Genomic DNA, 26,026 nt, shown 5'->3' on the forward strand with positions numbered 1-26,026 from the left:
TCACCGCCCCGCACCGGCGCTCGGTCGGCCATCGTGTGAGGATCAGCGACAAAGCCGGCAGCGACGCCACTTCGCCGCCGGCCGTCCCCGCACCGTCGCGAGGAGGAGCAGCCGTCATGACGAACACCAGGACCCGGATCCCACAGGATCTCGACCGCAACCTGGCCCTCGACCTGGTCCGGGTCACCGAGGCCGCGGCGATGGCCGCCGGCCGCTGGGTCGGCCGGGGTGACAAGGAGGGCGGCGACGGCGCCGCTGTCGACGCCATGCGCAAACTGATCAACTCGATCCAGATGCGCGGCGTCGTGGTGATCGGCGAGGGCGAGAAGGACAACGCCCCGATGCTCTTCAACGGCGAACACGTCGGCGACGGCACCGGCCCGGAGGTGGACGTCGCGGTCGACCCGGTGGACGGCACCACGCTGATGAGCAAGGGCATGCCGAACGCCCTCGCGGTGCTCGCCGTCTCGGAGCGAGGCGCGATGTTCGACCCCAGCGCGGTCTTCTACATGGAGAAGCTCGCGGTCGGTCCCGCGTACGTCGACGTGATCGACATCAACGCCGGGGTCAGCGAGAACCTGCGCCGGATCGCCAAGATCAAGGGCACCGACGTCTCCGAGGTGACCGTCTGCGTGCTGGACCGCAGCCGCCACGAAGACCTGGTCACCCAGATCCGCCGGACCGGCGCGGGCATCAGGTTCATCTCCGACGGCGACATCGCCGGTTCCATCCTGGCGGCCCGCGGCGAGTCGGACGTCGACGTGCTCATGGGCATCGGCGGCACCCCGGAGGGCATCATCTCGGCCTGCGCGCTCAAGTGCATGGGTGGCGCCATGCAGGCCAAGCTGTGGCCGCGCGACGCCGAGGAGCGGGAGAAGGCCCTCGCCGCCGGGCACGACCTGGACCGGGTGCTCGGCACCGACGACCTGGTCACCGGGGACAACTGCTTCTTCGTGGCGACCGGTGTCACCTCCGGTGACCTGCTGCGCGGGGTGCGGTACCGGGCCGGCGGCGCGTACACCCAGTCGATCGTCATGCGCTCGAAGAGCGGCACCATCCGGGTCATCGACTCGTACCACCGGCTGGAGAAGCTGGCGCTCTACTCCGCGGTCGACTTCGACGGTCGCCCGCTAGCCGAACAGGAGTGAGCGGCACCGGCACCGCGGCTCCGCCGACCCTGCCAGCCACCCGCCGGATCATCGGTGTCGCGCTGGCGTCGGTCGCCGGGGTCGCGGTGGCGGCGCAGTCTCGGATCAACGGCGAGCTGGGCGTACGCCTGGCCGATGGTTTCGCCGCCGCGGTGGTCTCCTTCGGGCTGGGCCTGGTGGTGCTGCTGGTGCTGGTGCCGGCAACCCCTGGCGGGCGGCGAGGGCTGCTCGCCGTACGGCGGGCCCTCACGGCCGGCACGCTGCGCCCGTGGCAGTGCCTCGGGGGAATGTGCGGGGCGTTGCTGGTGGCCACGCAGGGGCTCACCATCGGCTCGCTGGGGGTGGCGGTCTTCACCGTGGCGGTGGTGGCCGGCCAGTCCGGTAGCAGCCTCGCCGTCGACCGCGCCGGCATCGGCCCGACCGGTCGGCAGCCGGTCACCCGACAGCGCCTGGCCGGCGCGGTGCTCACGGTGCTCGCGGTCGTCCTGGCGGTCGGTGACCGGCTCGGCGATCCGGGCGGGCTGGCGCTGGCGCTGCTGCCCCTGCTGGCCGGGGTGGGCATCGCCTGGCAGCAGGCGGTGAACGGGCAGGTCCGGGGGGCGGCCGACAGCGCGTTGACCGCCACGCTGGTGAACTTCGCCGTGGGCACGGCAACCCTGCTGGTCGCGTTCGCGGTCGACATCGCCGTACGCGGCTGGCCGACCGGTCACGCGCCGAACGAACCGTGGCTCTACCTGGGCGGCCCGATCGGCATCGTGTTCATCGCGATCGCCGCCGCGATCGTGCGGACAACAGGTGTGCTGCTGCTCGGCCTGGCCACCATCGCCGGCCAGATCGTGGGGGCCGTACTGCTGGATCTGGTGCTGCCCACAGCGGCCTCGCACCCCAGCGTGAACAGCCTGCTCGGGGCCGCACTGACGTTGGTGGCCGTGCTGATAACCGCCCTGGCCCCACCCGCCGCCCAGCCGTGACCGTTGGCAGCTTGATCCACTCTGGTTCATCGAAACCGCGCTGTCCCACCGCCTCCGACACCCCGATGTTCAAGAACCCGAGTGGATCAAGGCGCAACCCGGTAGGGCGGGTAGGGCGGCGAGTCGCGCCGATTCTCTTCGCGGGCCGGGTCGGCCAGCCTCGCGAGCCGGACGGCCAGCAGCAGGCCCGGCACGGTGGCCAGCCCGGCCAGCGCGACGGCCACCCAGGTCTGCCCGAGTGTGCCGTTCACCCAGCCGGCCAGCGGTAGCGAGGCCAGGATCACGGTGAGCAGCAGGTCACCCACGGCCAACCCGACCCAGCGTCCCGGAGCAAAGTTGAGCCACGCGACGAGAAGCAGCGCGCCCGCCGCCAGCGCGCCCAACGGCACGACCAGGAACAGCACCGTGACCACGACGCTCGTCGCGTCGACCCGGGGCCAGCTGGCATCCAGCACGAGTCCGGCCAGCACGATCGTGACGGCACCCGCGATCCCCCACCCGCGACCGCCGCCGCCACGTCGGATCGCCAGATGACCGGCGAATACGGTGACCACGCAGCCGAGCAGCAACGCGAGCCCGAACGCGAGCCAGACGTCGACCCCGCGTTGGACCCGCCCGCCGTCGCGCAGCGGGGGCAGTTCGGGCGGACCAGTCGCGGACGGCTGCTCACCGAGGAACCCGACGCGCCGCCACCCGCCGTCCGACAGGCGACGCAGGAAGCCGTCCCGACCGTTCGCGACCAGCACCTCGTGGCCGCCGCCCAGGTGTGGATAGACGACCAGTTCCCGGGAGGAGAAGTGACGGCGGGCGTCGCCGGGGGCCGGATAGCGCTGGGCCAACGCGTCGCGCCGCGGGTCCGGCACCTCCCAGGCAACCTGCCAGGTCACGCCGGCGTCGTCGCTCTGCTCCACCCGAAGGTGCCCCGGTATCACCCGGTAGCAGCGCCGTGGGTCTTCCGGCGCACACGCCCGCTGACGCGGGGAGTCCTGGCTGTTCAGCCGTCCCGTCTCGTCAACGGTGGCGTTTCGCCAGGTCACCGCCCCGTCGTTGCTGACCGCCCACTGGCCGTCGGCCGGGTCGTCCGGCCAGAACGACGCGTCTTCGGAGCCCTCGCCGACCGAGATCGCCGGACGGCCGTCAAGCATCGTCGTACCCAGCGCGTACGGAAACCAGGCCGCACTGGTGGCGGCCACCGCCAACACCGCCGGTGGCAGGACCACCAGCAACCGGACCAGCCGGGCCGTCCGGTGCCGCACGGGTCGTCTCCGCGCCCGCGTCCAGCTCCACCACGCCAGGCCGAGTGCCGGCAGCGTGAACAGGTCGGTCCGGTCGGCCCGGACCAGTGACGGTCCCGCCAGTGCGGTCCAGGCCGAGGAGGCCAGCTCAGCGGCGTACCCACTGGATTTGACCACCGCGAATCCGGCGCCCACCGCGACCAGGCCGACCAGCGCGGCCCTGCGGGCCGGCAGCCGCGGCGCCAGCAGCGTGAGCAGCACCGCGACCAGCGGCGGAGCGAGCACCAGGCCCGCCAGGTCGCTCAGCTTGCCCGTCACCAGGCCCGGATACGCCGCCTTCCACAGCCGGTCGTTGAGGACCAGGAGGACGAGCGCGAGCAGAGTCGTCGGGTGGCAGAGCCAGGCCAGCGTCGTGGGTGCGCCATCACGTGCCTTCCCGGTCCCCGTCATTCCCTCAGGGTCCATTCGACCCGTCTCGAACCGGACACGAACCGGTCAGTGTGCGATACCGACCGTCAGCCCACGTCGGAGGAGTGCCCGGGGAACAGGTGCGCGCTCGGGTCGATGGCGACCGCCGCGTTGTTGACGGCCGTGGCGGCCTCGCCGAAGCCGGTGGCGATCAGGCGCACCTTGCCCGGGTACTCGGTGATGTCGCCGGCCGCGAAGACCCTCGGCAGGTTCGTCGCCATCGCGCTGTCCACCACGATGTGCCGGCGGTCGAGCCGGAGCCCCCATTCGGCGAGGGGGCCAAGGTCGGCGGTGAAGCCGAGGGCGGCGACAACCGTGTCCACCGGCAGGGTCTCGGCCGCGCCGCCGCGCACGGTCACCTCGGCGCCAGTCACCTCAGCGTCCCCGATCAGGCGGGTGACCTCGGCGTTCACGATCACCCGCACCGGCAGCGACAGCACCCGGGCGACCGTCGAGGCGTGCGCCCGGAACTTCTCCCGACGGTGCACGAGGGTCACCGAGCGGGCCAGCGGTTGCAGGGCCAGCGCCCAGTCGAAGGCCGAGTCGCCGCCGCCGACGATGAGCACGTCCCGGTCGGTCAGCTCGGCCGGGTCGGTCACGAAGTAGACGATGCCGGCACCGGGGGCGCCGTCGGCGCAGGGCAGCGGCCGTGGGCTGAAGCTGCCGAGCCCGCCGGTGACCACGACCGCGCCGCAGCCGAGCTGCTCACCGCCGGCCAGGCCGAGCACCGGCCGGTCATCGGTGTACGACAGCTTCTCGGCCCTCGTGCCGAGCAGGTACCGCGGAGCGAAGGGCGCCGCCTGGGCGACCAGGTTGGCGACCAGGTCACGACCCTTGACGGCGGGGAAGCCGGCCACGTCGAGGATCAGCTTCTCCGGGTACATGGCGGTGACCTGGCCGCCCGGCTCCGGAAGGGCGTCGATCACCGCCACGGACAGGCCCCGGAACCCGGCGTAGTACGCGGCGAAGAGGCCGGCGGGACCGGCTCCGATCACGGCGACATCGACCTCGCGCATGGCGTACCGTCGCTTTCCGCTCGCGGATCAACGCGTGCTGATCTCGACGGTAGGCGGGGCGCGGCGGTCGGGCAAGCATGTCCCAGGGGCGCGCCGACAAGCAGGTCAGGGCAGGCTGAGGGTGGATCCCGAGTAGTCCGGACCGTCTACCGTGGGTCGGCGGCGGCGGAACAGGATCGCGGCCACCACGCCGCCGAGCAACCCGAACAGGTGCCCCTGCCAGGAGATCCGCTCGTCGGTGGGGAGGATGCCGACGAGCTGCCAGCCGTAGAGCAGGCCGACGAGCAGGAAGACGGCGAAGTTCCACCAACTGCGCTCGACGATGCCGCGGGTGAGCAGGATGCCCAGGTAGCCGAAGATCACCCCGCTCGCGCCGACCACCACCGAGTTGGGTGAGCCGGTGAACCAGACCCCGAGGCCGGAGACCAGGATGATGACCAGAGTCGACCACAGGAACCGCCGGGCGCCGGCGGCCAGCACGAAGGTGCCCAGCAGGATCAGCGGGATGCTGTTGCTGTAGAGGTGGTCGAAGCCGTGGTGCAGGAACGGCGAGAAGAAGACACCGTCGAGGCCGTCGATGCGGTGCGGGATGATGCCGGCGGTCGCGTCCAGGCCGAACGCGAGCCCCTGGTCGATCGCCTCGATGAGGAAGAGGAACGGGACCACCGCGCACATGGCGACGAAGGCCCGGCCGAGGGCGGCGTAGAACGCCTCGGTGCCGAACCGGAACGGGTCGCCGCTTGGCGGATGCAGGCTCACCCCCCAACTGCTATCAGCAAAAGGGGCCGACCGCCACTCACGTCCTGACCGGGGTTACGCGCGACGGCGGGGCGGGTGGTCGCCCACCCGCCCCGCCGTCGTACGTCGTCAGTAGTGGTTGTTGTTCTGGAAGTAGGTCCAGGCGCCACAGGGCGTCTTGTACTTGCCCTTGATGTAGCCCAGGCCCCAGATGATCTGGGTGGCCGGGTTGGTGCGCCAGTCGTCGGCGACCGTGCCCATCTTGCTGCCCGGCAGTGACTGCGGAATGCCGTACGCGCCGATGGGGTTGGCGGCCTTGTGGTTCCAGCCGCTCTCCTTGGTCCAGAGCTTCTCGAGGCAGGGGAACTCGGCGATGCCGAAGCCCTTCTCGAGCATCAGCGCACAACCGATCTTGCGGTTGCCGCTGTACTCGGCGCAGGAGGCCGGGATCGGCCCGTCGTACGGCTTGGCGGCCTTCTCCGCCTCTTCCCGCTCGCGCTTGCGCGACGCGGCGGCGGCCTCGGCCCTGCGGGCCCGCTCAGCGGCCTCCTTGGCCGCCTGGGCCGCCCGCAGCTTGGCCTGGTACTCGGCGGCCCGCTGCCGCGCGAACGCGACCTGGTGGCTGGCCTGGCGCTCGCGCTGGTAGGCGAAGTCGACGCGGTCGACCTCGACGCCGACCTGCGCGGTCAGGCCCTGCTGCTGAGTTTCCCGGTCTTCGCCCAGGTAGAAGCCACCGGCGACGCCCACGGAGAGCAACGCGACAGCGGCCGTACGGGCACCCAACCGGCTCCACAGCCGACTCACGAAGTGGTCCCTTCGTCGGGGGCAAGGACACGGCGCGGCGCCGGGCCACGTCAGCCCTCAGCCGTGCCGTGAGCGCCCCGACCGGTGAGCCGGTCGCGCCGACGCACCGATCGCCACTGATGCCGCCCTGACCTCGGGCGAGCGATCACCGACGATGCCTGTGGTGCGTGGGCGCTCGTGGGACACCATCGCGCACAGTGAGGCACATGGGAAACCGACCGCGCCGTTTGTGATCTGCGCCACACTTAGAATAGGGACGAAATGCTACAAAACCCCCATCACTGCGGGATGTCCTCGAGAAGATCGGTCACCATGGCGGCGATCGGCGACCGCTCCGAACGGCTGAGCGTGACGTGGGCGAAGAGCGGATGGCCCTTCAACGCCTCGATCACCGCGGTCACACCGTCGTGCCGGCCGACCCGCAGATTGTCCCGCTGGGCCACGTCGTGGGTGAGCACCACCCGGGACCCCTGCCCGATCCGGGACAGCACGGTGAGCAGCACCCCGCGCTCCAACGACTGGGCCTCGTCCACGATCACGTAGGCGTCGTGCAGGCTGCGCCCCCGGATGTGGGTCAGCGGCAGCACCTCGAGGATGCCCCGCGAGGTGACCTCCTCCAGCACGTTCTCGTGCACGACCGCGCCGAGCGTGTCGAAGACCGCCTGCGCCCAGGGCGACATCTTCTCCGACTCCGACCCGGGCAGATAGCCCAGCTCCTGACCACCGACGGCGTAGAGCGGGCGGAAGACGATCACCTTCTTGTGCCGGCGACGCTCCATCACGGCCTCCAGGCCGGCGCAGAGCGCCAACGCCGACTTGCCGGTGCCGGCCCGGCCGCCCAGCGAGACGATCCCGATCGTCTCGTCGAGCAGCAGGTCGAGGGCGATTCGCTGCTCGGCCGAGCGGCCGTGCAGCCCGAACGCCTCACGGTCGCCCCGGACCAGGCGGACCGACTTGTCGGGCAGCACCCGCCCGAGCGCCGAGCCGCGCGCCGAGTGCAGCACCAGCCCGGTGTGGCAGGGCAGCCCGGCCGCCTCGTCCAGGTCGAGCGTCTCGCCCGCGTACAACTGGCCGATCTGCTCCTCGCCCAGCTCCATCTCCGACATGCCGGTCCAGGTCGGGTCGCTGGCCTGACCGTGGCGGTACTCGTCGGCGCGCAGACCCACCGAGGCGGCCTTGACCCGCAGCGGCATGTCCTTGCTGACCAGCGTGACGTCCCGCCCCTCGGCGGCGAGGTTGAGCGCCACCGACAGGATCCGGGCGTCGTTGCTCTCGGTGCGGAACCCGGGGGGCAGTACGCCGTCGTCGGTGTGGTTCAGCTCCACCCGCAGCGTCCCGCCCGCGTCGTTGGCGGGTACCGGTCGGTCGAGGCGGCCGTGCCGGATGCGCAGTTCGTCGAGCATCCGCAACGACTGCCGGGCGAACCAGCCCAGCTCCGGATGGTGCCGCTTGCCCTCCAACTCGGTGATGACCACCAGTGGCAGCACCACCTCGTGCTCGGCGAAGCGGTGGAACGCCGCCGGGTCGGACAGCAGCACGGAGGTGTCGAGAACGAAGGCCTGCCCCGCTGGTCGGGGCTCCTTGTTCTCGGCCGGCGCGGCGTCCGCCGCACGGCGGCTCCGGGCGGCGCGGCGGGTCGTGGCAGTCGCGGCCGGGGTCTGGTCGGCACCGGCGGTGGTACGGCGAGTCGTCACAGGCCTGCTCCGACGGATGGGCACCCGGCCACCCGTTTTCCGCCTCGTCCGGTGCCCGGAGGGGTCGGATGCGGAACCCCGTGCGCGAGGTCGCAGATCCGGGTGGACCGGCTGGCTCGGGAGAACCCCGCGCCATGCCTAGACGCTAGCGGCGCAGGACCGTCCCGGCTAGGGGCGATCGTGGATCTCTGGAGACGGCCGTGTGAACAGCGCCGGACCGACGAGCCGGCGCGGGACGACGCGCGACGTGCGGCACCGTGGCGGCCGGGCGCGGCGAGCCGGCCGGGATGCATGCCCCCTGCGCGCATCCCGGCCGGCGGGGCCGCCGCCACCGGTCTGACGTGGCCCCGACGGTGCGTGTCCGCCGCGGACGACGCACCGCGTTCCCGCGTGCCGGTCGGCGGGACGCTCGGAGGCGACCCGCCAGCCAGCTCAGCCGGTTCGTCGAACGAGCGTGCCGGTCGGGTGCCGCCCGGTGATCGGGGCAGCCGGCGCGGTGAACGACGAGCCGGTGTAGGTGGTGCCGGGGCGGGTCACCGCGTCGGGGCGGACGACCGTGCCGGCGGAGCGGACGGCCCCCGGGGAGGAGACCGACAACGCGGAGGCGATCGCCGCCTGGGCGTCGCGACGGCGGCGGTTCCAGGCGCCCCGGTCCCCGTCGAAGTAACCCTGGCGGTAACCGAAGCGATAGCCGATGCGGTAGCTGAGCTGGCCGTGCAGGCGACCGGCGGCGTAGCTGGTGGCACCGAGCACCAGGACGAGGAAGACCACGAGGAACGGGCTCATCGGGCGCCCCCCGCCCGGCCCGGACGCCGGCTCATCGCTCCTCCGGCTCGACCGTGGTGGGGTCGGCCGTGGGGTCCGCGACCAGCAGCCGGTCCAGGTCGTCGGTGCTGACCTCCTCGACCAGCTCGACGGTGATCCGACAGCCGTCCAGCACGACCTCGGCGACCGAGGATCGACGGATCTCCCCGCCGGCGTCGTAGACCCGGACGCTCAACTCGGGGCAGCCGAGGTGGGTACGCCAGGCGTTCCACTCGGTGCGGTCGCCGACGCTCAGCGACAGGTATCGGCAACCTCGGGCAAGGTAGAGGCGCCACGGGGCACTCAGCCCCGCTGCCACTCCCTCGGCGATCAGCCCGAAGGCCTGGGCTCGGGTGGCGAGCTCGGTCACCACACCCCCTCGGCACCGGGGGCGTGACGCATGTGAGCACCAGTCGTCTCATGCACGTGACACACCGTAGATTGTCCCATGAGCGTGACAGTATCAGCTTTTCGTCCCCTTACATTCGCCACGACGGGCATCTATTCTGCCCGGGTGACACCCCTCGAAAGCGGCGCTGGATCGTTGGTTACGAATCCGAGAGTGCCGTCACGTCCGCGTGACAGCAGCGTGCCTGGGCAAACATCCGCTGACGGCTGGTCGTACCGTCACGGGGTGACCGAGACGGCCAACGCGCGAAAAATCGCCTTCGCCACCTTCGTTCGGCGCGCCCTCGACGAGGCGCGGGCCACGCGCGCCTGGAGCGGCACCGAGGTGTCCCGGCGTACCGGCGTCTCCCGGCAGACCATCAACCGGTGGGTCCGTGGCGACTGGGCCAGCGACCCCGAGGCCGAACGGGTGGTCGCCTTCTGCGAGGGCCTGGGGCTGAACCCCGCCGCCGCCTTCGCCGCGCTGGGTTGGGACCGCACCGCCAGCGGCCCGCGCGCCGGACAGCCGGCCCCTCCGATGGACCCGGACGTGGAGGCCCTGCTGCGCCGCCTGGTCGACCCGAACGTGTCGGACGCGGAGAAGTTCCACATCCGCGAAACCATTAGATACCTCGCATACCGCCCAACGTTGCCGGTCGATGTCCGAAATAGAGGCAATCAAGCCGGGTAGTTCCTCAGATGGCGAAAGAACGCCTGGTCAGGTTCATTCGTTTCGCTCCGGGGCAGGAACGGGCACGCTAGCGTCCCTATTCGTACTGCTTGGGCTCGTCATCGGCGGGGGGACGGGACAAGGCCGAACCTAGCCCTGCGGGACAGAAGGAGGGGTCTGTCCATGACCCTGAAGTGGTGGGGAGTCGTGGTCGCCACGGTGTCGATGACGCTGTGGGCGACCGGCAACGTGGTGACCCTCGCGGTCAACGGTGGGCAGCTGCCGCTGCTCGTCAACCTTCTCGCGCTCACCAGCGCCGGTACGGCGGTCATCCTGGCCGTCGTCGCGGAACTGCACGAGCGGCTCAACGACCGGCTCAGCGCGCTCACCGAGTTCCTGGTGGCACGCCTCAACGAAATCGAGACCCACACCGGGGATCGAAACACCGGGTTCGTGGAGGGCTACCTGCTCAGCCACGGACAGGAGGCGGCGGTGGTGCCGTTCGGACGCCGTGGACGAGGAGCCGCCGAACGCTGACCGAGCGCCGCCGGGTGGGTCCGCTCGGCCAGGAATGAGCCTCCAACGCCGGGGTACGCTGACGCGCGTGCCGCCGTTGAATCTGGGCAACCACCAGCCGAGGACCCCGTTGAACGCCGACCAGGCTTGGCAGATAACCGCCGGCCGGGCCGGTGGGACCGTGCTCTTCTTCGACTTCGACGGCACCCTCGCGCCCGTCGACGACGATCCGACGGCGGTCCGTCCCGCGCCGAACGCGCTCGCCGCGATCGAGGCGCTGGCCCCGGTGGTGCGGCGGATCGCGATCGTCTCCGCGCGGCCCGTCGAGTTCCTCCGCGACCGCCTCGGCGAGCTGAGCGGCGTGGACCTGTACGGCCTCTACGGCCTGGAGCACAGCCACTCCGGTGGTGAGACCGTCACCGAGCCCACCGCCCTGCCCTGGGTGCCCACCATGGCCGAGTTGGCCGACCTGGCGCGCGAGGAGCTGCCACCCGGCGCCCTCGTCGAGTTCAAGCGGCTCTCCGTCGCGCTGCACTGGCGTACGGCCCCGCAGCTCGGTGCGACGGTGCAGCAGTGGGGTCAGGCGCAGGCCGACCGCCTGGGGCTGCGGGTGCAGGCCGGTCGGATGGTGCTGGAGCTCAAGCCACCGGTCGACCGGGACAAGGGGATGGTGATCGGCGAGGTGGTCCAGAGCGCCAGCGGCGCCTGGTACTTCGGCGACGACGTCTCCGACATCAAGGCGTTCGCGGCGCTACGCGCCCGCGCCGAGGGCGACCCGGACTTCTTCGGTGTCTGTGTGGCCGTGGCCAACCCGGAGACCGGCCAGGAGGTGGCCGACGCGGCCGACCTGACCATCGAGTCACCGGCCGCGCTGGGGGACTTCCTGACCCGGGCCCTGGACCAGCTCCCCTGAGGCCGTCAAGCGCCGTAGCGGCGCTGACGGGTGGCGTACGAGCGCAGCGCCCGCAGGAAGTCGATGTGCCGGAAATCCGGCCAGTTCAGCTCGCAGAAGTAGAACTCCGAGTGCGCGGACTGCCACAGCATGAACCCGGACAGTCGCTGCTCCCCACTCGTACGGATGACCAGGTCGGGGTCGGGCTGGCCACGGGTGTAGAGGTGTTCGGCGATGTGCTCGACGTCCAGCACCTCGGCCAACTCCTCGAGGGTGCCGCCGGATGCGGCGTGCTCCAGCAGCAGCGAGCGGACGGCATCGGTGATCTCCCGCCGGCCGCCGTAGCCGACCGCGATGTTGACCTCCGCGCCGCCGCTGCGGTCCCGGGTACGCTCCTCGGCGCCCTTGAGCGCCGCGGCGGTCTGGGCGGGCAGCAGGTCGAGCGCGCCGACGATGCGCAGCCGCCAGGGGTTGCCCTCCTCCGCCAGCTCCACCACCAGGTCCTCGATGATCTGCAGCAGCGGGTCCAGTTCGCTGGCCGGGCGGCGCAGGTTGTCGGTGGCGAGCAGGTAGAGCGTGACGTGGCCGATACCGGCCTGGTCACACCACCCGAGGACATGCTTGATCTTCGCCGCGCCGACCCGGTGCCCGTCGTTCGGGTCGACGTAGCCCATCTCGCGGGCCCACCGGCGGTTGCCGTCGCACATCACCCCGACGTGCCGGGGCACCGGCTTGCCCGCGAGCTTCGCGGTGAGCCGGCGCTCGTACACGGAGTAGATAAGGTTCCGCAGCGTCATCACCTAGCAGCGTAGCGACCCGCCCGCCGGATCACCCCTTCGGAGGGCGATCCCCGCCGGACAGTTCGATGCCGATCATGCCCAGCGTACGGGCGGTGAGCCGCCCGTCGCCAAGCCCCAACTCGACCACGTCGTCGAACACCCGGTCGTCCCGACGGGCCGCCCGGACCGCGGCGTCGACCACTCGTCGCCGCCGCGCCAACCAGGCGGCCACCGAGCTGTGGCGCAGGTGTGTGCCGAGGCGGCGACGCAGACCCGCAGCGTAGCGGCGGGCCGCCGCCTCCGGTTCCCGAGCCGCAGCGGCCCCGGCCAACGCTCCGGAGAGCAGCGCGTAGAAGATGCCCTCCCCGGTGAACGGATTGATCAGCGACAGGGCGTCGCCGGCCAGCAGGGTGCGGTCCCGACCCGGCGCCGGCCGGTGCGTGGACAGCGGCAGGTGGTGGGCGCGCAACGCGGTCACCGTCGACAGGTCGGTGCCGGGCAGCAGCGCGGCCAGTCGATCCAGCAGGTAGGCGCGGCTCAGCGGCTCGCCGCGCAGCACCTCCCCGTACCCGACGTTCGCCCGCCCGTCGCCGATCGGAAACGACCAGGCGTACGCCGGCCAGCGCGCCTTGGAGGTCACGATGAGCTGCTCGGGTGGGCCGGGCAGCGCGGGCGCGTACCCGCGGATGGCCAGCGCGAGGTGCCGGTCGGGGTTGACGGGGTGGCCGAGGGCCCGGCGCACCACCGACCCGGCGCCGTCCGCGCCCACCACCACCCGGCCGGACAGCTCTCCGTCGAGCACCACCCGGTCGCCACGCGGCTGGACCCGGCGGACGCTGTGCCGACGCAACTGCGCGCCGGCGGCCACCGCCGCGGCCACCAGCCGCGCGTCGAAGACCTCCCGGGGCACGGTGTACGCCGGCCGGGGCAGCGCCCGAGCCACCGCCTGGCCGCCCGGAGCGACCATCCGCAGCGCGGGCAGCGGGGCGTACCCGGCCACCGCCTCGGTCACGCCCAACTCGTTGAGGACGTCCACCGAGTGCGCAGCGATCCCGTCGCCACACGCCTTGTCCCGGGGAAAATCGGCACGGTCCAGCAGCAACACGCTGGCACCCGCCCGGCGGGCCGTCAGGGCGGCGGCCGCCCCGGCCGGCCCGGCACCGACCACCACCACGTCGAACTCGTCGCTCACCGCGCGCCTCCCTCCGACCGGGGCGGCACGGCTCGTACCCGTCCCGCCCGGCGATCACCTGGGCCGTCGACACCGGCCACGGTGACCGACGTCACCCGTCATCCTGCCCCCTGACCGCCCGCCCACACGGCCGCCGCTCTGCCGCCCGCCCACACGGCTGCCGCTCTGCCGCCCGCCCACACGGCTGCCGCTCTGGCGCCCGCCCACACGGCTGCCGCTCTGCTGCACCGCTGCCGCCCGCCCAGCCGCCCGCTGCCACCCAGACGGCCGCCGCCCGCCCACACTGCTGCCGCCCGCCCACACTGCTGCCGCCCGCCACACACCGCTGCCGCCCGCCCACGCGGCTGCCGCTCTGCCGCCTGCCCGCCGACGCGTGGACCGGCGGATCGGCTCCGGCACCCGTGCCGTCTACTGCGCTGCCTGTCGAGCTGCCCCATAGATGGGGCAGGGGCTCCGATGGCTCGACGGCGCGCTGCCGCCGAGGCTAAGCCGCACCGCCGGCGACCCATATCCGGGGCAACTCGACAGGGCTCACACCAACCCCGCCAGCCCCGCGCCTCCGATGGCTCGACGGCGCGCTGCCGCCAGGGCTAAGCGAGCGCCGCCGGCGGCCCATATCCGGGGCAACTCGACAGGGCTCACACCAACCCCGCCAGCCCGACCGGCCAGCCCCACCGACCGGCCAGCCCCACCGACCGCTTCGCCGGCACGCCCGCAGGCTCTCAGGCGGGGATGGCGGCGTCGGATGCCCGCGCCGCCCGGCGTAGGCCGTAGAGGGCCAGGGCCGCGGCGGCCACCAGCGGGGCGCCGTCGCGGATCAGGCCGTCCAGGCCCAGCAGCCACCAGCACAGCGGCAGGTCCACCGCGAGTACGCCCAGCGTGACGACGATCAGCAGGCCCCGCGCCCAGTCCTTGCCGCGCATCAGGAACGCGGTGCAGAACAGCACGGCGTAGCTGGCCGCGATGCCGGCGCCGAACCAGAACAGCACGGCCGGCACGGCGGAGAGGCGATCGTCCAGGATCGCACCCCCGGCCACCAGCGCCGGCACCAGCATCAGCGGGCTGTAGGTGAACGCCGCCACGCGGCTGGTCAACAACCACGCGCTCGCCTGCGGCCGGCGCGGCGGCGTCTCCCGCCACGAGATGCCGGTCTTGTCGATGACCAGTCGGGGCCGGTGCCGAACCAGGTGCCCGGCGAGCGCCGACGAGCGGTAGAGCAGCCAGACCACCGCCACACACAGCGCGCTGAGCGCGGCGAAGCCGAGCAGTCCCGGCAGCGGCGGCACTCCCTGACGGGGCACGATCAGCCGGCCAACGGCGAAGATCGTGGTGACCGCGAGGATCAACCCGAACGGGCGGGCCACCGTCCGGCCCCTGCGCACGTGCCCGATCAGCAGCAGAAAGCCGAACGAGCGCAGCATGGCCCAGCCGGTGCGTACGGCCAGACCGAAGCCCTGCTCCGGGGCGTACCACCAGTTGAGCAGCTCGACCACGACGGTGGCCGCCGCTGTCGTCGCGAGCAGGAGGGTGAGCGCGCGGACGGCGGACGGCCGCCGGACCTCGGTCTCGGCGGCCGTCCTCATGGGATCCGTTGTTGCCCGCGGCGGGCGATGTTCACACCTGGCGCTGGGGCTGTACCGCGTCCAGTCGGGCGCGCAGCGCGTCCAATTCGGCCCACAGCACGCCGGGCAGCTTGTCACCGAACTTCTCGAACCACTCGGTGATCATCGGCAGCTCGTTGCGCCACTCGTCCGGGTCGACCTTCAGCGCGATCCGGACGTCCTCCGGGGTCATGTCCAGTCCCTCGACGTCGAGCGCGTCCTGCGCCGGGACCATGCCCACCGGGGTCTCGACCGCGTCGGCCGTGCCCTCGATCCGCTCGACGATCCACTTGAGCACCCGGGAGTTCTCGCCGAAGCCCGGCCACAGGAACGAGCCGTCCGGATCCTTGCGGAACCAGTTGACGTAGTAGATCTTCGGCAGCTTGGCCTCGTCGCCGTCGGCGCCCTTGCCCATCTCGATCCAGTGCCGGAAGTAGTCGCCCGCGTGGTAGCCGATGAAGGGCAGCATGGCCATCGGGTCGCGGCGGACCACACCCACCGCGCCGGACGCGGCGGCCGTCGTCTCGGACGAGAGCGTCGCGCCCATGTAGACGCCGTGCACCCAGTCGCGAGCCTCGGTCACCAGCGGAATGGTGTCCTTGCGGCGGCCACCGAAGAGGATCGCGTCGATCGGTACGCCGTTCGGGTCGAAGTACTCGTCGGCGAGGATGGGGCACTGCGTGATCGGGGTGCAGAACCGGCTGTTCGCGTGCGAGGAGAGGCTGTCGCTCTCCGGCGTCCAGTCGTTGCCCTTCCAGTCGATCAGGTGCGCCGGGGGCTCCCCCATGCCCTCCCACCAGACGTCCCCGTCGTCGGTGAGGCCCACGTTGGTGAAGACCGAGTTGCCGCGGTCCAGCGTGCGCATGGCGTTGGCGTTGGTCTTCCAGTCGGTGCCGGGCGCGACGCCGAAGAGGCCGTACTCCGGGTTCACCGCGTAGAGCCGGCCGTCCGGGCCGAACCGCATCCAGGCGATGTCGTCGCCGATGGTCTCGACCTTCCAGCCCGGGATGGTCGGCTCCACCATAGCCAGGTTGGTCTTGCCGCAGGCGGACGGGAAGGCCCCGGCGATGTGGTGGACCTTGCCCTCCGGCGAGGTGATCTTGAGGATAAGCATGTGCTCGGCGAGCCAGCCCTCGTCCCGGCCCATCACGCTGGCGATACGCAGCGAGTAGCACTTCTTGCCGAGCAGCGAGTTGCCGCCGTACCCGGAGCCGTACGACCAGATCTCGCGGGTCTCCGGGAAGTGCGAGATGTACTTGGTCTCGTTGCAGGGCCACGGCACGTCCTGCTGGCCCGGAGCGAGCGGGGCGCCGATCGAGTGCAGCGCGTGCACGAAGTCCGCGTCGTCGCCCATCGCCTCGAGGATCGCCGCGCCCATCCGGGTCATGATGCGCATCGACGCCACCACGTACGGGCTGTCGGTGATCTCGACACCGAACATCGGGCTCTCGGCCTCGACCGGGCCCATCACGAACGGGATGACGTACATGGTGCGACCGCGCATCGAGCCGCGGTACAGCTCGGTCATCGTCCGCTTCATCTCGGCCGGCGCCATCCAGTTGTTGGTGGGGCCGGCGTCCGCCTCGTCGACAGAGCAGATGTAGGTGCGCTCCTCGACCCGCGCGACGTCGGACGGGTCGGTGCGCGCGTAGAACGAGTTCGGCTTCTTCTCCGGGTTCAACCGGATGAGGGTGCCGGCCTCGACCAGCTCATCGGTGAGGCGGCGCCACTCCTCGTCGGACCCGTCCACCCACACGACCCGGTCGGGGGTGGTCAGTTCCGCGACCTCACGGACCCAGGCAAGCAGTTTCGGATGGGACGTCGGGGCCTGATCGATACCCCGCACTACAGCCGGAGCAACCATGACACATCTCCTTGTGGTCGACGCTGACCGATCTATGGGATGCACGAGTCTCAGCGACGCGAAGCGCCGCCTTCGTGGAAACCTGGGATTGGGCTCAGCGTAAACCGGGCAGCCTTCCGAGTCAGTGGGACTGGTTGTGAAGAACTGCACAAGGTACGGCCACGCTGCGGCATCACGATCTGATACCCGCTTTCCTGCGCAGTTTCACGCAAATCTTGTTGTGCACCCCCGGTCGACGCGTGTTGCGGTCGGGCCGTCAACCCACCCTGCCGACCGGTTCGCGGATTCCCGTTCCGAGCCGCGTCAGTCCTCCCTTCTGGTTACGCTGCGTTCAACGGCGGCACACCGACTGACAGGGCCGCCATAGGCGACGATGTCCCCCTCGCCGTTGCTCCCCCGCCGACACGTCCACAGCCGGTAGGCTCGCCCCGTGGCCGCCACGATGACCGGGGAGCAACCGGGCCCCCGGCAGACCCGACCGGGTCTGGTCCGCGCACTGCTCGACCGTTTCGGTCACCTCGTGCGCGAGTTGAGCAAGTTCGCCACGGTGGGCGGGATTGCCTTCCTCGTCGACTTCGCGCTCTTCAACTACCTGACGACCGCGCGCGGCATGGAGCAGGTGACGGCGAAGACGATCTCGACCGTGATCGCCGCGACCTTCGCCTTCCTGGGCAACCGCTTCTGGACCTGGCGGCACCGCCAACGCAGCAACCCGGCGCGGGAGTACGCGCTGTTCTTCTTCTTCAACGCTGTCGGCCTGGGGATCGCGGTGGGCTGCCTCGCGATCAGCCGGTACGGGCTCGGCAGCATCTGGCCGGCGGTGTTCCAGACGCAGCTCGCCGACAACATCGCCAGCTTCGTCGTGGGCACCGGCCTCGGGACGCTGTTCCGATTCTGGTCCTACCGGCGGTTCGTCTTCGTCGAAGCGGGAACACCGGTCGTTCCGCAGGTGGAGCACGACCGGGATCACGGGGCGTGACCTGCCGCCCACCTCGTCCGGCCGGTGATCGCCGGCTTCACCGACTGCCCTAAGGTGTTTCGCATGCGTCTTGTCCGTCTGCTGCCTGAGCGCTGGCAGAAGTTCATCCACGAGGCGCTCAAATTCGGCATCGTCGGCGGTGTGAACACCGTCATCAATTACGCCGTGTTCAATGTCCTTGCACTTACCGTTTTCGTCAACGGTCAGTTGAAGGCGAACGTGATCGCGACCCTCGTCGCGACGATCACGTCGTACCTGATGAATCGTCACTGGACGTACCGGGATCGCCCGAAATCGGCGCTTCGCCGGGAGTACGTCCTGTTCTTCCTGTTCAACGGTGCCGGCCTGCTCATCGAACTGGGCGCGGTGGCCGCAGCCAAGTACGGCCTCGGCGTACACGGCCTGCTGGCGCTGAACGTGGCGAAGACCGCCGGTGTCCTGCTGGGCACCCTGTTCCGGTTCTGGTCGTACCGCACCTTCGTCTTCCAGCCCGTCGCACCGGCCGCGGACGCCACGAAGACCGAGCCCACCTGGCACGACATCCCGCGTGACGAGTGGGACACCATGGCCGAGATGGACCCGGTCGCCGAGCTGGCCGAATCGGTTTCCGAGCTGGAAGAGGCGCAGTCCGCCGACCGGCCCGGCCCGACACCCGGCCCGACCGGCGCCGCTCCCGTGCAGGGGCGGCCGATGACCGCCGACCTGGACGCGGAACTCGCCGCGGAGCTGCACGCCGGCACGCGTCGCGCACCCCGCCGGTGACGGCTCCCGCCCCCCGCTCCGGCACCGGAGCGGCCGCCGAGCTGTTCTTCGAGGACCTCGTTCCGGGGCTCACCGTCGACCTCGGGACGGTGACCGTGGACGGCGACGAGATGCGGGCCTTCGCCCGGCGCTTCGACCCCCAGTGGTACCACGTCGACCAGGAGCTGGCCGAGGCCAGTCGGTACGGCGGGGTGATCGCCAGCGGCTTCTACACGGTCAGCCTGTTCATGCGGGCGTACGTCGATCACCTGCTGTCCCGCGCGGCGGCGGACGCCTCCCCCGGCCTGGAGGAGTTGCGGTGGCTCGCCCCGGTCCGGGCCGGTGACCGTCTCGCCGTCCGGGTCGACGTGATGGGCGCCCGCCCCTCGGACGCTCGCGCGGGGCTCGGCACCGTCATCCTCACCGGCACCATGCTCCGCCTCGGCCCGGACAACCAGCCCGAGCAGGAGGTGCTGCGGACCCGCTTCCGTGGCTGGTTCGCGCTACGGCCGGTCGAGACAGACCCCGAGGCCGGGCCGTCCTCGACCGATCCGGCTCCCGCTCCGCCAGAACAGGCTGGGGCAGAGCCGGCTGGAGTAGAGCCGGCTGCGGCGGAACAGGCTGCGGCAGGGCCGGCGGCGGCCGGGGCAGGTCAGCACACCTGACCACTCCGACCCGTCCTCGGGCCGGAGTGGTCAGCGCCGATCGGCTCAGCTCGTGGTGTCGCGCAACGGCTTGCCCTCGCGCATGTCGGCGAGGATGTCGCGCATCTCCCCGTCGCCCAGCGAGTGCTTGTCGTGCTGCGCCTCGACCAGCTCGTAGAGGGTGGTCTGCACCCGGCCGACCCCCGGTACGTCCTTGAGCACCGACTGGCCGCGTTCGCCGGCGGACTCGATGGTGAGGGTGCCGCAGCCGAGCATCCGCTCGAAGAAGTGCTGGTTCATCGAGTGGTCGTTGATCCGGGTGAGCGGGAGGTCCCGCCGGTCCCGGGAGAACACACCCTGCTGCAACAGCACGCGCTCGTTGGTGAACAGGTAATGGGTGGTACGCCAGACCAGGAACGGCCACAGACCGAGCCAGAGGACCGCGACCAGGCCGATCGCGCCGATCACGGCCAACGCGATCGAACCGCCGGAACTCTCGGGCAGCAGGAGCACGCCGACCACCACGGCGGCGATGGCGAGGACCAGCACCAGGATCGGCCGGACCAGAGCCTTCCAGTGCGGGTGTAGGTGCAGCACGACGTGCTCGTCCTTCGTGAGCACGTCTTCGGGGAACGCCACGACAACCTCCAACGCCTTTTCTTTGACGCGCCGACCGTAATCCCCGAAGGCCACTCGGCGACATCCGCCACGCGGCCCCACCCGAGCTTCCGCGATCTTGCACTTTCGGTCGCCGTTACGCGGCCTTGAGCCCGATACGCCACGACAGAAAGTGCAAGATCGCCGCGCCGGGAGGGCTAGCGCAGGTGGAGGACGTCTCCGGCGGCGATGGATCGGGTTCCGGTGGGGGTGGTTAGTTGGAGTTGGCCGTCAGCGTCGATGCCGGTTGCGGTGCCGGTTTGGGTCTCGCCGTTGGGCAGCAGGACCCGTACCTCGCGACCGATCGTCGCGCAGGACGCCAGGTAGGCGTCGCGCAGGCCGCTCGCCTCGGCGTCCCCGCCGGCGGTGCGCCAGCGGTCGTACCAGTCCGCCACCGAGCGCAGCAGCGCCCGGAGCAGTGGATCCCGGTCGGTGGCCGCCGCGCCGGCCAGTTGCAGCGAGGTGGCCGGCAACCCGGTCGGGTTCACCGGCAGTTCGTCGGCCCGCAGGGTCACGTTGAGGCCGATGCCGAGGACGATGGCGGGCGGTTGGGCCGGCGAGCGCCCCGGCACCGCCTCGGCCAGCACACCGGCACACTTCGCGTCGCCGATCAGCAGATCGTTGGGCCACTTCAGAGCGGCGTCCAGCTCGGCCAGCCGGGCCACCGCCTCGACCAGCGCGACACCCGCGAGAAGCGGCAGCCAGCCGTACCCCGTGGGTGGAACCGCCGCCCAGTCGCGGTCCGGCACGGCCTCGCCGGGCCGCAGCAGGACGCTGGTGGCGATGCCCGCGCGCGGCGGCGACTGCCAGACCCGGCCGCGCCGACCTCGCCCGGCGGTCTGCCGCTCCGCGACCACGACCAGCCCCTCCGGCTCGCCCGTGGCGGCGGCCTCGGACACGTCCGCGTTCGTGGAGCCCGTCTCGGCGTGCAGCTCCAGGCGGGCCCACGGTCCGTTCGGCGCGACCAGCGCGCGCCGCAGCCGGGCCGCCGACAGCGGCGGTCGGTCCAGATCGGTGTACGGGGAGCCCGGCATCCCGTCAGCCTACGGCGGCGAGCGGTGCCGGCGTTGAGGCGTACTGCACAGACGCTCCCACCTGAACCATCGTTATATTCCCTGGGTGACTACCGAGACCGGGACCAACATCCACAGCACTGCCGGCAAGCTGGCGGACCTGGAGCGCCGGGTCGACGAGGCGGTGCACGCCGGGTCGGCGCGCGCGGTCGAGAAGCAGCACGCCCGGGGCAAGAAGACCGCCCGCGAGCGGATCGACATGCTGCTCGACGAGGGTTCCTTCGTTGAGCTGGACGGGCTGGCCCGGCACCGGTCCACGGCCTTCGGGCTGGAGCGCAACCGCCCGTACGGCGACGGCGTGGTGACCGGCTACGGCACGGTCGACGGCCGGCAGGTGTGCGTCTTCGCCCAGGACTTCACCGTCTTCGGCGGCTCGCTCGGCGAGGTCTTCGGCGAGAAGATCGTCAAGGTGATGGACCTCGCCATGAAGATCGGTTGCCCGGTGATCGGCATCAACGACTCCGGCGGCGCCCGCATCCAGGAGGGCGTGGTGTCGCTCGGCCGGTACGGGGAGATCTTCTTCCGGAACGTGCGGGCGTCCGGCGTCATCCCGCAGATCTCGCTGGTGATGGGGCCCTGCGCCGGCGGCGCGGTCTACTCCCCGGCGGTCACCGACTTCACCGTCATGGTCGACCAGACCTCCCACATGTTCATCACCGGCCCCGACGTGATCAAGACGGTCACCGGCGAGGACGTCGGGATGGAGGAGCTGGGCGGGGCCCGTACGCACAACACCCGCAGCGGCAACGCGCACTACCTCGCCAACGACGAGGACGACGCGGTCGACTACGTCAAGGCGCTGCTGTCGTACCTGCCGTCGAACAACCTCGACGAGCCGGTCGTCTTCTCCGTTGACGCGGATCTCGACGTCACCGACGAGGACCGTGAGCTGGACACGCTCATCCCGGACTCGGCCAACCAGCCGTACGACATCCACACCGTCATCGAACACGTCCTGGACGACGGGGAGTTCCTCGAGGTCCAGCCGCTCTACGCGCAGAACATCGTCATCGGCTACGGCCGGGTGGAGGGCCGCCCGGTCGGCGTGGTCGCCAACCAGCCGATGCACTTCGCCGGCACCCTGGACATCGCCGCCTCCGAGAAGGCAGCCCGGTTCGTGCGCACCTGCGACGCGTTCAACATCCCGGTGCTGACCTTCGTCGACGTGCCCGGGTTCCTGCCCGGGACCGGCCAGGAGTGGGACGGCATCATCCGCCGGGGCGCCAAGCTCATCTACGCGTACGCCGAGGCGACCGTTCCCAAGGTCACCGTGATCACCCGCAAGGCCTACGGCGGGGCGTACGACGTGATGGGCTCGAAGCACCTCGGCGCGGACCTGAACTTCGCGTGGCCGACCGCGCAGATCGCCGTGATGGGCGCGCAGGGAGCGGTGAACATCCTCTACCGCTCCGAGCTGGCCGGCGCCGAGGACCCGGCGGCGGTCCGGGCCCAGAAGATCGCCGAGTACGAGGACACCCTGGCCAACCCGTACGTGGCGGCCGAGCGCGGGTACGTCGACTCGGTGATCGCGCCGCACGAGACGCGTACGCAGATCGTCCGGGCGCTGCGCGTCCTGCGCACGAAGCGGGAAACCCTGCCCCCGAAGAAGCACGGCAACATCCCGCTCTGACCCTGGCGCCCGGTCGCGCTCTGGCGTGGTCGCGCTCCGGCGTGGTCGCGCTTGATCCGCGCAACTTCGGGGAAACTGCTGCTTCCCGGCGGCGGGAGGCAGCAACATCGCCGAAGTTGTGCGGATCTTCGTCGCGCGGCCGGCAGTCAGCAGGCCGGGTTGGCGGCGGCGCACATCCGGCGAGCGGCGACCTCCGCCAGGCGGCGCAGATCCAGCTCGGTGCCGGCCTGCCCCAGTCTGAGCACGGTGATCAGGTCACCGACCCGAACCACGGCGGTGGTGTCCGGGCGGGGCGCCGAACCGATCGGCTCGCCCGTCTTCTGGTCGACGGGCTGCGTACCGGTGTGCCGCAGCAGCGCGGCCCCGTCGCCGGCGAAACCCCGCTGGACCACCGCCCAACGGTGCGTCGCCGTCCCGCTGCCCGTTGCGCCATCCACCTTGTACTCGCCAACGCTGGTCCACTCGGCGCACGGGGCGACCATGTCGTCCAGCGTGGCGAGAAGCTGGATGGCCGCGTCCGGGGTCAGCCGGAACAGATCCTGCGTGATCAGGCCATCCGATTGGGTGAGGATCGGCGCGGCGCGTCTGGGCACCAATGTCTGTGAGCGGGACACGATGGAAAACTCCCAGCCATCGGAGCGCCCCTGGCTCGTCCGGCAGGCGCCGAGCATGGGATCCAGCAGGACCGGCTCGCCCAGCCCCGATTGGCTGAGCTGCACCTCGACCTGCTGGGACAGGTCGGCCGGCTGCAGCAGGGCGTCGGTAGTGATCTCGTACCGGGTCGGCGAGGCGGAGGGGGCGGCGGCCGGCGGGGACGGCGGCGGAGACGTCCTCGGGGCGGCGACCGCCACGGCAGAGACCCCGGCGAGAGCCAGTACGACGCCGGCCACCACGATCCTGCGCTGGCTGCGGCGACGGGCTCTGCCGCGGATCTCCTCCGGGGCAGGCCAGCGCACGTCCCGCAGCTCCCGCTGGATCTGTTCGACGAACGTCGGGTCGTCACGCATCGGTGGCCTCCTCCAGGTCAGAGACGGCGAGCAGGCCGGCGAGCGCGGTACGCCCCCGGGAGAGACGGGCCTTGACGGTGCCGACCGGGGCAGCGGTCTCCCGCGCCACCTCGGCGACCGGCATGCCGACCAGGTAGTACAGGGCGATGGCGACGCGCTGCTCCTCGGGCAGCCGGCGCAGGGCGGCGACCACCTCGACGGTGTCGGTGCCCGGCCCGGGGACGGTCTCGGTCGCCCCGTGCCGCAGGTACGCGCGGGCGCGACTACGCAGGCTGCGCCACCGGCTGACGGCGATGCGGCTGGCCACCACCCGTACCCACGCCTCCGGGTCGTCGTACCCGCTGATCGTCGACCACCGCTGCCAGGCCCGGATGTACGCCTCCTGCACCGCGTCCTGGGCCTCGACCCGGTCGCCGGTGAGGGCGTAGACGAAACCGAGCAGCCGCTGTCGGCTCCCCCGGTAGAACTCGTCGAACCCGTCGACGTCCGGCACCCGTTACCTCCCCGTGTCGGTCGCAGGGAACACGCGCCGTGCGGGGCCTCCGGTTGCCCGGTTCAGGCGATCATCTTCTCCAGCTCGGCGAGCGGGAACGCGCCGGCCGCGATCTTCTCCCGGCTGGCCAGTCGTACCGCCCGCTGCACGGCCACGTTCGCTGGCGTCGGTACGCCGTGCAGCCGGCCGAGTAGCGCGATCTCCCCGTTGAGGTGGTCGACCTCGGTCGAGCCGGTGCCCCGGGCGAGGCTCTGCCAGGTGGAGCCGCCGGACCGGTCGGCGCCCCCGACCGGGCGCTGCTGGACCAGGTCGCCGCGCTCGGCCCGCTCCTGGGCCGGGGAGGTGTGCGGGATGCGGGCGGCGGCGAGCGCGGCGACGCCCTCGCCGCGTACCCGCTCGACGAGGGCGTCCGGGATGTCCTCCCCGAGCAGCGCCTGAAGGCCGTTGCCGAGGTTGCTGAGCAGCTTGCCGTACTTCCAGCTCAGTACGTCCTCGCGGACCGGCGCGACGAAACCGGCGGCGGTCAGGTCGGCGGCGATCGCCCGGTCGGTGTCGTCGGCGCCGCGCGGATAGCGGCCGATGTGGAGCATCCCGGGGTGCGGATGTCCGTTCGCCACCACCACGCCCGGATCCAGGTGGGTGGCCGGCAGCCAGACGCAGACCGGATGCACGTCGGCGAAGAGCCGCAGGGCGGCCCGCTCGTTCGCCACCCCGTTCTGCGCGGTGACCAGCGGCAGTCGCTCGCCGGCCGTCCCGCCGCCGGCGACGGGAGCGTCCACCCACGTCGCCAGCGCCGCCTCGGTGTCCTGCGACTTGACGGTCAGCACCAGCACCGTGTCGGCGGGCAGCAGCCGGTCGTCCGGGCCGTCGATGGCGGCGAGCCGGGCGGTCACGTCGCCGTCGGGCTGCCGCAGCGTCAGGCCGCGCTCCCGGATCGCGTCCAGGTGCGCGCCTCGGGCCACCAGGGTCACGTCCCGGTCGGCCTGCGCCAGCCGTACGCCGATGGTCCCGCCAACCGCGCCCGCCCCGATGATCACGTATCGCATGGGCCCATTCTGCCCGCCGCCCCGCGGCACCCCGTCGATCATGGAGTCATGGTGCCCGAATGCATAAGGATTGCGGCTTTGGTGGCCCACCACAACTCCATGATCGACGGGGAGAGGGCCGGGGAGGGGGCCGGGGACGGGGCCGGTGTCAGAGGGTTAGGCCGGCGTCGGTGAGGATGGGGCCAGCTAGCAGCAGGGCGCCGGCTATTAGGGCGACCAGGTTGACCAGGGCGAAGAACGTGACCCAGAAGAATGCCGGGAACGGGGTCAGCCCGGCGAGCTGGTCGGCGTCGGAGGCGGGCATCCGGCCACGCGCGCGCAGGCGTTGCAGCTCCACCACCGGCCGCACCCCGCCGAGCAGCAGGAACCACACCCCGGTGTACGCGAACGCGGCCTGCACCTGCGGCGTCGCGTACCAGGAGACGGCGAACACCAGCGCCCCGGTGACCAGCAGCGACACCACACCGAACGCGTTTCGGATCATGACCAGCATGGCGAGCAGCAGCACCACCGCGACCCAGAGCAGGAGGGTGATCCGGTTACCGCCGAGCAGCCACGCGCCGGCCAACCCGATCAGCGGCGGGGCGACGTACCCGGCGAGCAGTGTCAGGATCATGCCCGGTCCAGTGGGCCGACCGGCGGAGAGCGTCAGCCCGGACGTGTCCGAGTGCAGCCGGATGCCACGCAGCTTGCGACCGGTGAGCAGAGCGACGAGCGCGTGCCCGCCCTCGTGGGCGATGGTGATGGCGTTGCGAGCGATCCGCCAGGGCAGCCGGGTGGACACCACCACCAGCGCGACGGCCGCGGTGATCAACACCAGCAACGGGGGCGGGTCCGGCTGCGCGCCGAACAGCGTGTCCCACATCTCGCCCAGTCCGTCGATCGACATCATGGGGCGCGAGCCTACCGGCGGCGTTCCGGGTCGCTGCCGAGGCACCGGCTCGTATCCTGTGAGACTGATCGGGTGGCGAGTGAAG

The 26,026-nt window shown here is 71.5% G+C and carries 26 protein-coding genes; 9 read left to right on the plus strand and 17 right to left on the minus strand.

Annotated features, from left to right (window positions below):
- The first annotated feature begins 116 nt into the window (after positions 1-116).
- Together glpX and AB0B55_RS28400 are read left to right on the plus strand one after the other, a co-directional pair.
- Positions 117-1,148: a class II fructose-bisphosphatase gene (glpX, locus tag AB0B55_RS28395; protein ID WP_357130177.1), complete on the plus strand. Its 1,032-nt coding sequence runs from the start codon at positions 117-119 to the stop codon at positions 1,146-1,148.
- Positions 1,145-2,119, plus strand: a complete 975-nt coding sequence (locus tag AB0B55_RS28400; protein ID WP_357130180.1) for a DMT family transporter — start codon at positions 1,145-1,147, stop codon at positions 2,117-2,119. Before glpX ends, AB0B55_RS28400 begins: the two co-directional genes overlap by 4 nt.
- A gap of 86 nt (positions 2,120-2,205) precedes the next feature.
- On the opposite strand, the gene AB0B55_RS28405 is transcribed toward AB0B55_RS28400, so the two are convergent.
- The 7 genes from AB0B55_RS28405 to AB0B55_RS28435 form a co-directional block, all read right to left on the minus strand.
- Positions 2,206-3,804 (minus strand): hypothetical protein, encoded by a 1,599-nt coding sequence (locus AB0B55_RS28405; protein ID WP_357174992.1) that lies wholly within the window; start codon positions 3,802-3,804, stop codon positions 2,206-2,208.
- Between the two features lie 65 nt (positions 3,805-3,869).
- Positions 3,870-4,838, minus strand: coding sequence for an NAD(P)/FAD-dependent oxidoreductase (locus tag AB0B55_RS28410; protein ID WP_357130186.1), 969 nt, complete (start codon positions 4,836-4,838; stop codon positions 3,870-3,872).
- Positions 4,839-4,943: 105 nt separating this feature from the next.
- Positions 4,944-5,597: a rhomboid family intramembrane serine protease gene (locus AB0B55_RS28415; protein ID WP_357130188.1), complete on the minus strand. Its 654-nt coding sequence runs from the start codon at positions 5,595-5,597 to the stop codon at positions 4,944-4,946.
- Positions 5,598-5,705: 108 nt separating this feature from the next.
- Complete coding sequence (locus AB0B55_RS28420) at positions 5,706-6,380, minus strand: lytic transglycosylase domain-containing protein (RefSeq protein WP_357130192.1); 675 nt, start codon at positions 6,378-6,380, stop codon at positions 5,706-5,708.
- Between the two features lie 278 nt (positions 6,381-6,658).
- Complete coding sequence (locus tag AB0B55_RS28425) at positions 6,659-8,074, minus strand: PhoH family protein (RefSeq protein WP_357130195.1); 1,416 nt, start codon at positions 8,072-8,074, stop codon at positions 6,659-6,661.
- A 432-nt stretch (positions 8,075-8,506) separates the two neighbouring features.
- Positions 8,507-8,860 carry a hypothetical protein gene (locus AB0B55_RS28430; RefSeq protein WP_357130198.1) on the minus strand — a complete coding sequence of 118 codons (354 nt, stop codon included), beginning with the start codon at positions 8,858-8,860 and terminating at the stop codon, positions 8,507-8,509.
- A gap of 31 nt (positions 8,861-8,891) precedes the next feature.
- Entirely contained in the window at positions 8,892-9,248 is a 357-nt protein-coding gene (locus AB0B55_RS28435; protein WP_355048876.1) for a hypothetical protein, read from the minus strand.
- 264 nt (positions 9,249-9,512) lie between these two features.
- Between AB0B55_RS28435 and AB0B55_RS28440 the strand changes: the two genes are divergently transcribed.
- The 3 genes from AB0B55_RS28440 to otsB all read left to right on the plus strand — a co-directional run bounded on the left by AB0B55_RS28440 (position 9,513) and on the right by otsB (position 11,364).
- A complete protein-coding gene (locus tag AB0B55_RS28440; RefSeq protein WP_266248891.1) occupies positions 9,513-9,956 on the plus strand; it encodes an XRE family transcriptional regulator in 444 nt (147 codons plus the stop codon).
- Between the two features lie 162 nt (positions 9,957-10,118).
- Positions 10,119-10,472 (plus strand): hypothetical protein, encoded by a 354-nt coding sequence (locus tag AB0B55_RS28445; protein ID WP_357130202.1) that lies wholly within the window; start codon positions 10,119-10,121, stop codon positions 10,470-10,472.
- Between the two features lie 67 nt (positions 10,473-10,539).
- A complete protein-coding gene (gene otsB / locus AB0B55_RS28450; protein ID WP_357174995.1) occupies positions 10,540-11,364 on the plus strand; it encodes a trehalose-phosphatase in 825 nt (274 codons plus the stop codon).
- 5 nt (positions 11,365-11,369) lie between these two features.
- Here the strand turns inward: otsB and AB0B55_RS28455 are convergent, their stop codons facing one another.
- The 4 genes from AB0B55_RS28455 to AB0B55_RS28470 all read right to left on the minus strand — a co-directional run bounded on the left by AB0B55_RS28455 (position 11,370) and on the right by AB0B55_RS28470 (position 16,779).
- On the minus strand, positions 11,370-12,140 hold the full coding sequence (locus tag AB0B55_RS28455; RefSeq protein ID WP_357130208.1) for an isoprenyl transferase: 771 nt from the start codon (positions 12,138-12,140) through the stop codon (positions 11,370-11,372).
- Between the two features lie 31 nt (positions 12,141-12,171).
- On the minus strand, positions 12,172-13,314 hold the full coding sequence (locus AB0B55_RS28460; protein WP_357130211.1) for a geranylgeranyl reductase family protein: 1,143 nt from the start codon (positions 13,312-13,314) through the stop codon (positions 12,172-12,174).
- 722 nt (positions 13,315-14,036) lie between these two features.
- Positions 14,037-14,897 carry a hypothetical protein gene (locus AB0B55_RS28465; protein ID WP_357130214.1) on the minus strand — a complete coding sequence of 287 codons (861 nt, stop codon included), beginning with the start codon at positions 14,895-14,897 and terminating at the stop codon, positions 14,037-14,039.
- A gap of 31 nt (positions 14,898-14,928) precedes the next feature.
- Entirely contained in the window at positions 14,929-16,779 is a 1,851-nt protein-coding gene (locus tag AB0B55_RS28470; RefSeq protein ID WP_357130217.1) for a phosphoenolpyruvate carboxykinase (GTP), read from the minus strand.
- Positions 16,780-17,209: 430 nt separating this feature from the next.
- Here AB0B55_RS28470 and AB0B55_RS28475 point away from each other — a divergent pair, with 430 nt between their 5' ends.
- The 3 genes from AB0B55_RS28475 to AB0B55_RS28485 all read left to right on the plus strand — a co-directional run bounded on the left by AB0B55_RS28475 (position 17,210) and on the right by AB0B55_RS28485 (position 19,164).
- Complete coding sequence (locus tag AB0B55_RS28475; protein WP_357130220.1) at positions 17,210-17,758, plus strand: GtrA family protein; 549 nt, start codon at positions 17,210-17,212, stop codon at positions 17,756-17,758.
- A 63-nt stretch (positions 17,759-17,821) separates the two neighbouring features.
- On the plus strand, positions 17,822-18,520 hold the full coding sequence (locus AB0B55_RS28480; RefSeq protein ID WP_357130419.1) for a GtrA family protein: 699 nt from the start codon (positions 17,822-17,824) through the stop codon (positions 18,518-18,520).
- Complete coding sequence (locus tag AB0B55_RS28485) at positions 18,517-19,164, plus strand: MaoC/PaaZ C-terminal domain-containing protein (RefSeq protein ID WP_357130223.1); 648 nt, start codon at positions 18,517-18,519, stop codon at positions 19,162-19,164. The genes AB0B55_RS28480 and AB0B55_RS28485 overlap by 4 nt, the downstream gene beginning before the upstream one ends.
- Before the next feature lie 45 nt (positions 19,165-19,209).
- Here AB0B55_RS28485 and AB0B55_RS28490 read toward each other — a convergent pair whose 3' ends face one another.
- Positions 19,210-19,782: a PH domain-containing protein gene (locus tag AB0B55_RS28490; protein WP_357130226.1), complete on the minus strand. Its 573-nt coding sequence runs from the start codon at positions 19,780-19,782 to the stop codon at positions 19,210-19,212.
- A 176-nt stretch (positions 19,783-19,958) separates the two neighbouring features.
- Positions 19,959-20,834, minus strand: coding sequence for a biotin--[acetyl-CoA-carboxylase] ligase (locus AB0B55_RS28495; RefSeq protein ID WP_357130229.1), 876 nt, complete (start codon positions 20,832-20,834; stop codon positions 19,959-19,961).
- Between the two features lie 85 nt (positions 20,835-20,919).
- On the opposite strand from AB0B55_RS28495, the gene AB0B55_RS28500 reads away from it, so the two are divergent.
- Positions 20,920-22,503: an acyl-CoA carboxylase subunit beta gene (locus tag AB0B55_RS28500; protein ID WP_357130232.1), complete on the plus strand. Its 1,584-nt coding sequence runs from the start codon at positions 20,920-20,922 to the stop codon at positions 22,501-22,503.
- Between the two features lie 146 nt (positions 22,504-22,649).
- Here the strand turns inward: AB0B55_RS28500 and AB0B55_RS28505 are convergent, their stop codons facing one another.
- From AB0B55_RS28505 to AB0B55_RS28520, 4 genes are all read right to left on the minus strand, one after another.
- Positions 22,650-23,510 (minus strand): hypothetical protein, encoded by an 861-nt coding sequence (locus tag AB0B55_RS28505; protein WP_357174998.1) that lies wholly within the window; start codon positions 23,508-23,510, stop codon positions 22,650-22,652.
- Positions 23,503-24,003 carry a SigE family RNA polymerase sigma factor gene (locus tag AB0B55_RS28510; protein WP_357130238.1) on the minus strand — a complete coding sequence of 167 codons (501 nt, stop codon included), beginning with the start codon at positions 24,001-24,003 and terminating at the stop codon, positions 23,503-23,505. The genes AB0B55_RS28505 and AB0B55_RS28510 overlap by 8 nt, the downstream gene beginning before the upstream one ends.
- A gap of 62 nt (positions 24,004-24,065) precedes the next feature.
- A complete protein-coding gene (locus AB0B55_RS28515) occupies positions 24,066-25,049 on the minus strand; it encodes a 2-dehydropantoate 2-reductase N-terminal domain-containing protein (RefSeq protein WP_357175002.1) in 984 nt (327 codons plus the stop codon).
- Positions 25,050-25,197: 148 nt separating this feature from the next.
- The gene (locus AB0B55_RS28520; RefSeq protein WP_357130244.1) at positions 25,198-25,941 is read right to left on the minus strand and encodes a M50 family metallopeptidase; all 744 of its coding nucleotides are present in this window, start codon (positions 25,939-25,941) and stop codon (positions 25,198-25,200) included.
- Positions 25,942-26,026: the final 85 nt, after the last annotated feature.

It is taken from the genome of Micromonospora sp. NPDC049107, from assembly GCF_040648595.1.
Taxonomy (GTDB): domain Bacteria; phylum Actinomycetota; class Actinomycetes; order Mycobacteriales; family Micromonosporaceae; genus Micromonospora.

What these genes read in the sequence shown, in the direction of transcription:
- glpX (WP_357130177.1), top strand. Translation starts at nt 117, where the DNA reads ATGACGAACACCAGGACCCGGATCCCACAGGATCTCGACCGCAACCTG.
- AB0B55_RS28405 (WP_357174992.1), bottom strand. Translation starts at nt 3,804, where the DNA reads ATGACGGGGACCGGGAAGGCACGTGATGGCGCACCCACGACGCTGGCC.
- AB0B55_RS28410 (WP_357130186.1), bottom strand. Translation starts at nt 4,838, where the DNA reads ATGCGCGAGGTCGATGTCGCCGTGATCGGAGCCGGTCCCGCCGGCCTC.
- AB0B55_RS28430 (WP_357130198.1), bottom strand. Translation starts at nt 8,860, where the DNA reads ATGAGCCCGTTCCTCGTGGTCTTCCTCGTCCTGGTGCTCGGTGCCACC.
- AB0B55_RS28445 (WP_357130202.1), top strand. Translation starts at nt 10,119, where the DNA reads ATGACCCTGAAGTGGTGGGGAGTCGTGGTCGCCACGGTGTCGATGACG.
- AB0B55_RS28455 (WP_357130208.1), bottom strand. Translation starts at nt 12,140, where the DNA reads ATGACGCTGCGGAACCTTATCTACTCCGTGTACGAGCGCCGGCTCACC.
- AB0B55_RS28465 (WP_357130214.1), bottom strand. Translation starts at nt 14,897, where the DNA reads ATGAGGACGGCCGCCGAGACCGAGGTCCGGCGGCCGTCCGCCGTCCGC.
- AB0B55_RS28470 (WP_357130217.1), bottom strand. Translation starts at nt 16,779, where the DNA reads ATGGTTGCTCCGGCTGTAGTGCGGGGTATCGATCAGGCCCCGACGTCC.
- AB0B55_RS28480 (WP_357130419.1), top strand. Translation starts at nt 17,822, where the DNA reads ATGCGTCTTGTCCGTCTGCTGCCTGAGCGCTGGCAGAAGTTCATCCAC.
- AB0B55_RS28495 (WP_357130229.1), bottom strand. Translation starts at nt 20,834, where the DNA reads ATGCCGGGCTCCCCGTACACCGATCTGGACCGACCGCCGCTGTCGGCG.
- AB0B55_RS28505 (WP_357174998.1), bottom strand. Translation starts at nt 23,510, where the DNA reads ATGCGTGACGACCCGACGTTCGTCGAACAGATCCAGCGGGAGCTGCGG.
- AB0B55_RS28515 (WP_357175002.1), bottom strand. Translation starts at nt 25,049, where the DNA reads ATGCGATACGTGATCATCGGGGCGGGCGCGGTTGGCGGGACCATCGGC.
- AB0B55_RS28520 (WP_357130244.1), bottom strand. Translation starts at nt 25,941, where the DNA reads ATGATGTCGATCGACGGACTGGGCGAGATGTGGGACACGCTGTTCGGC.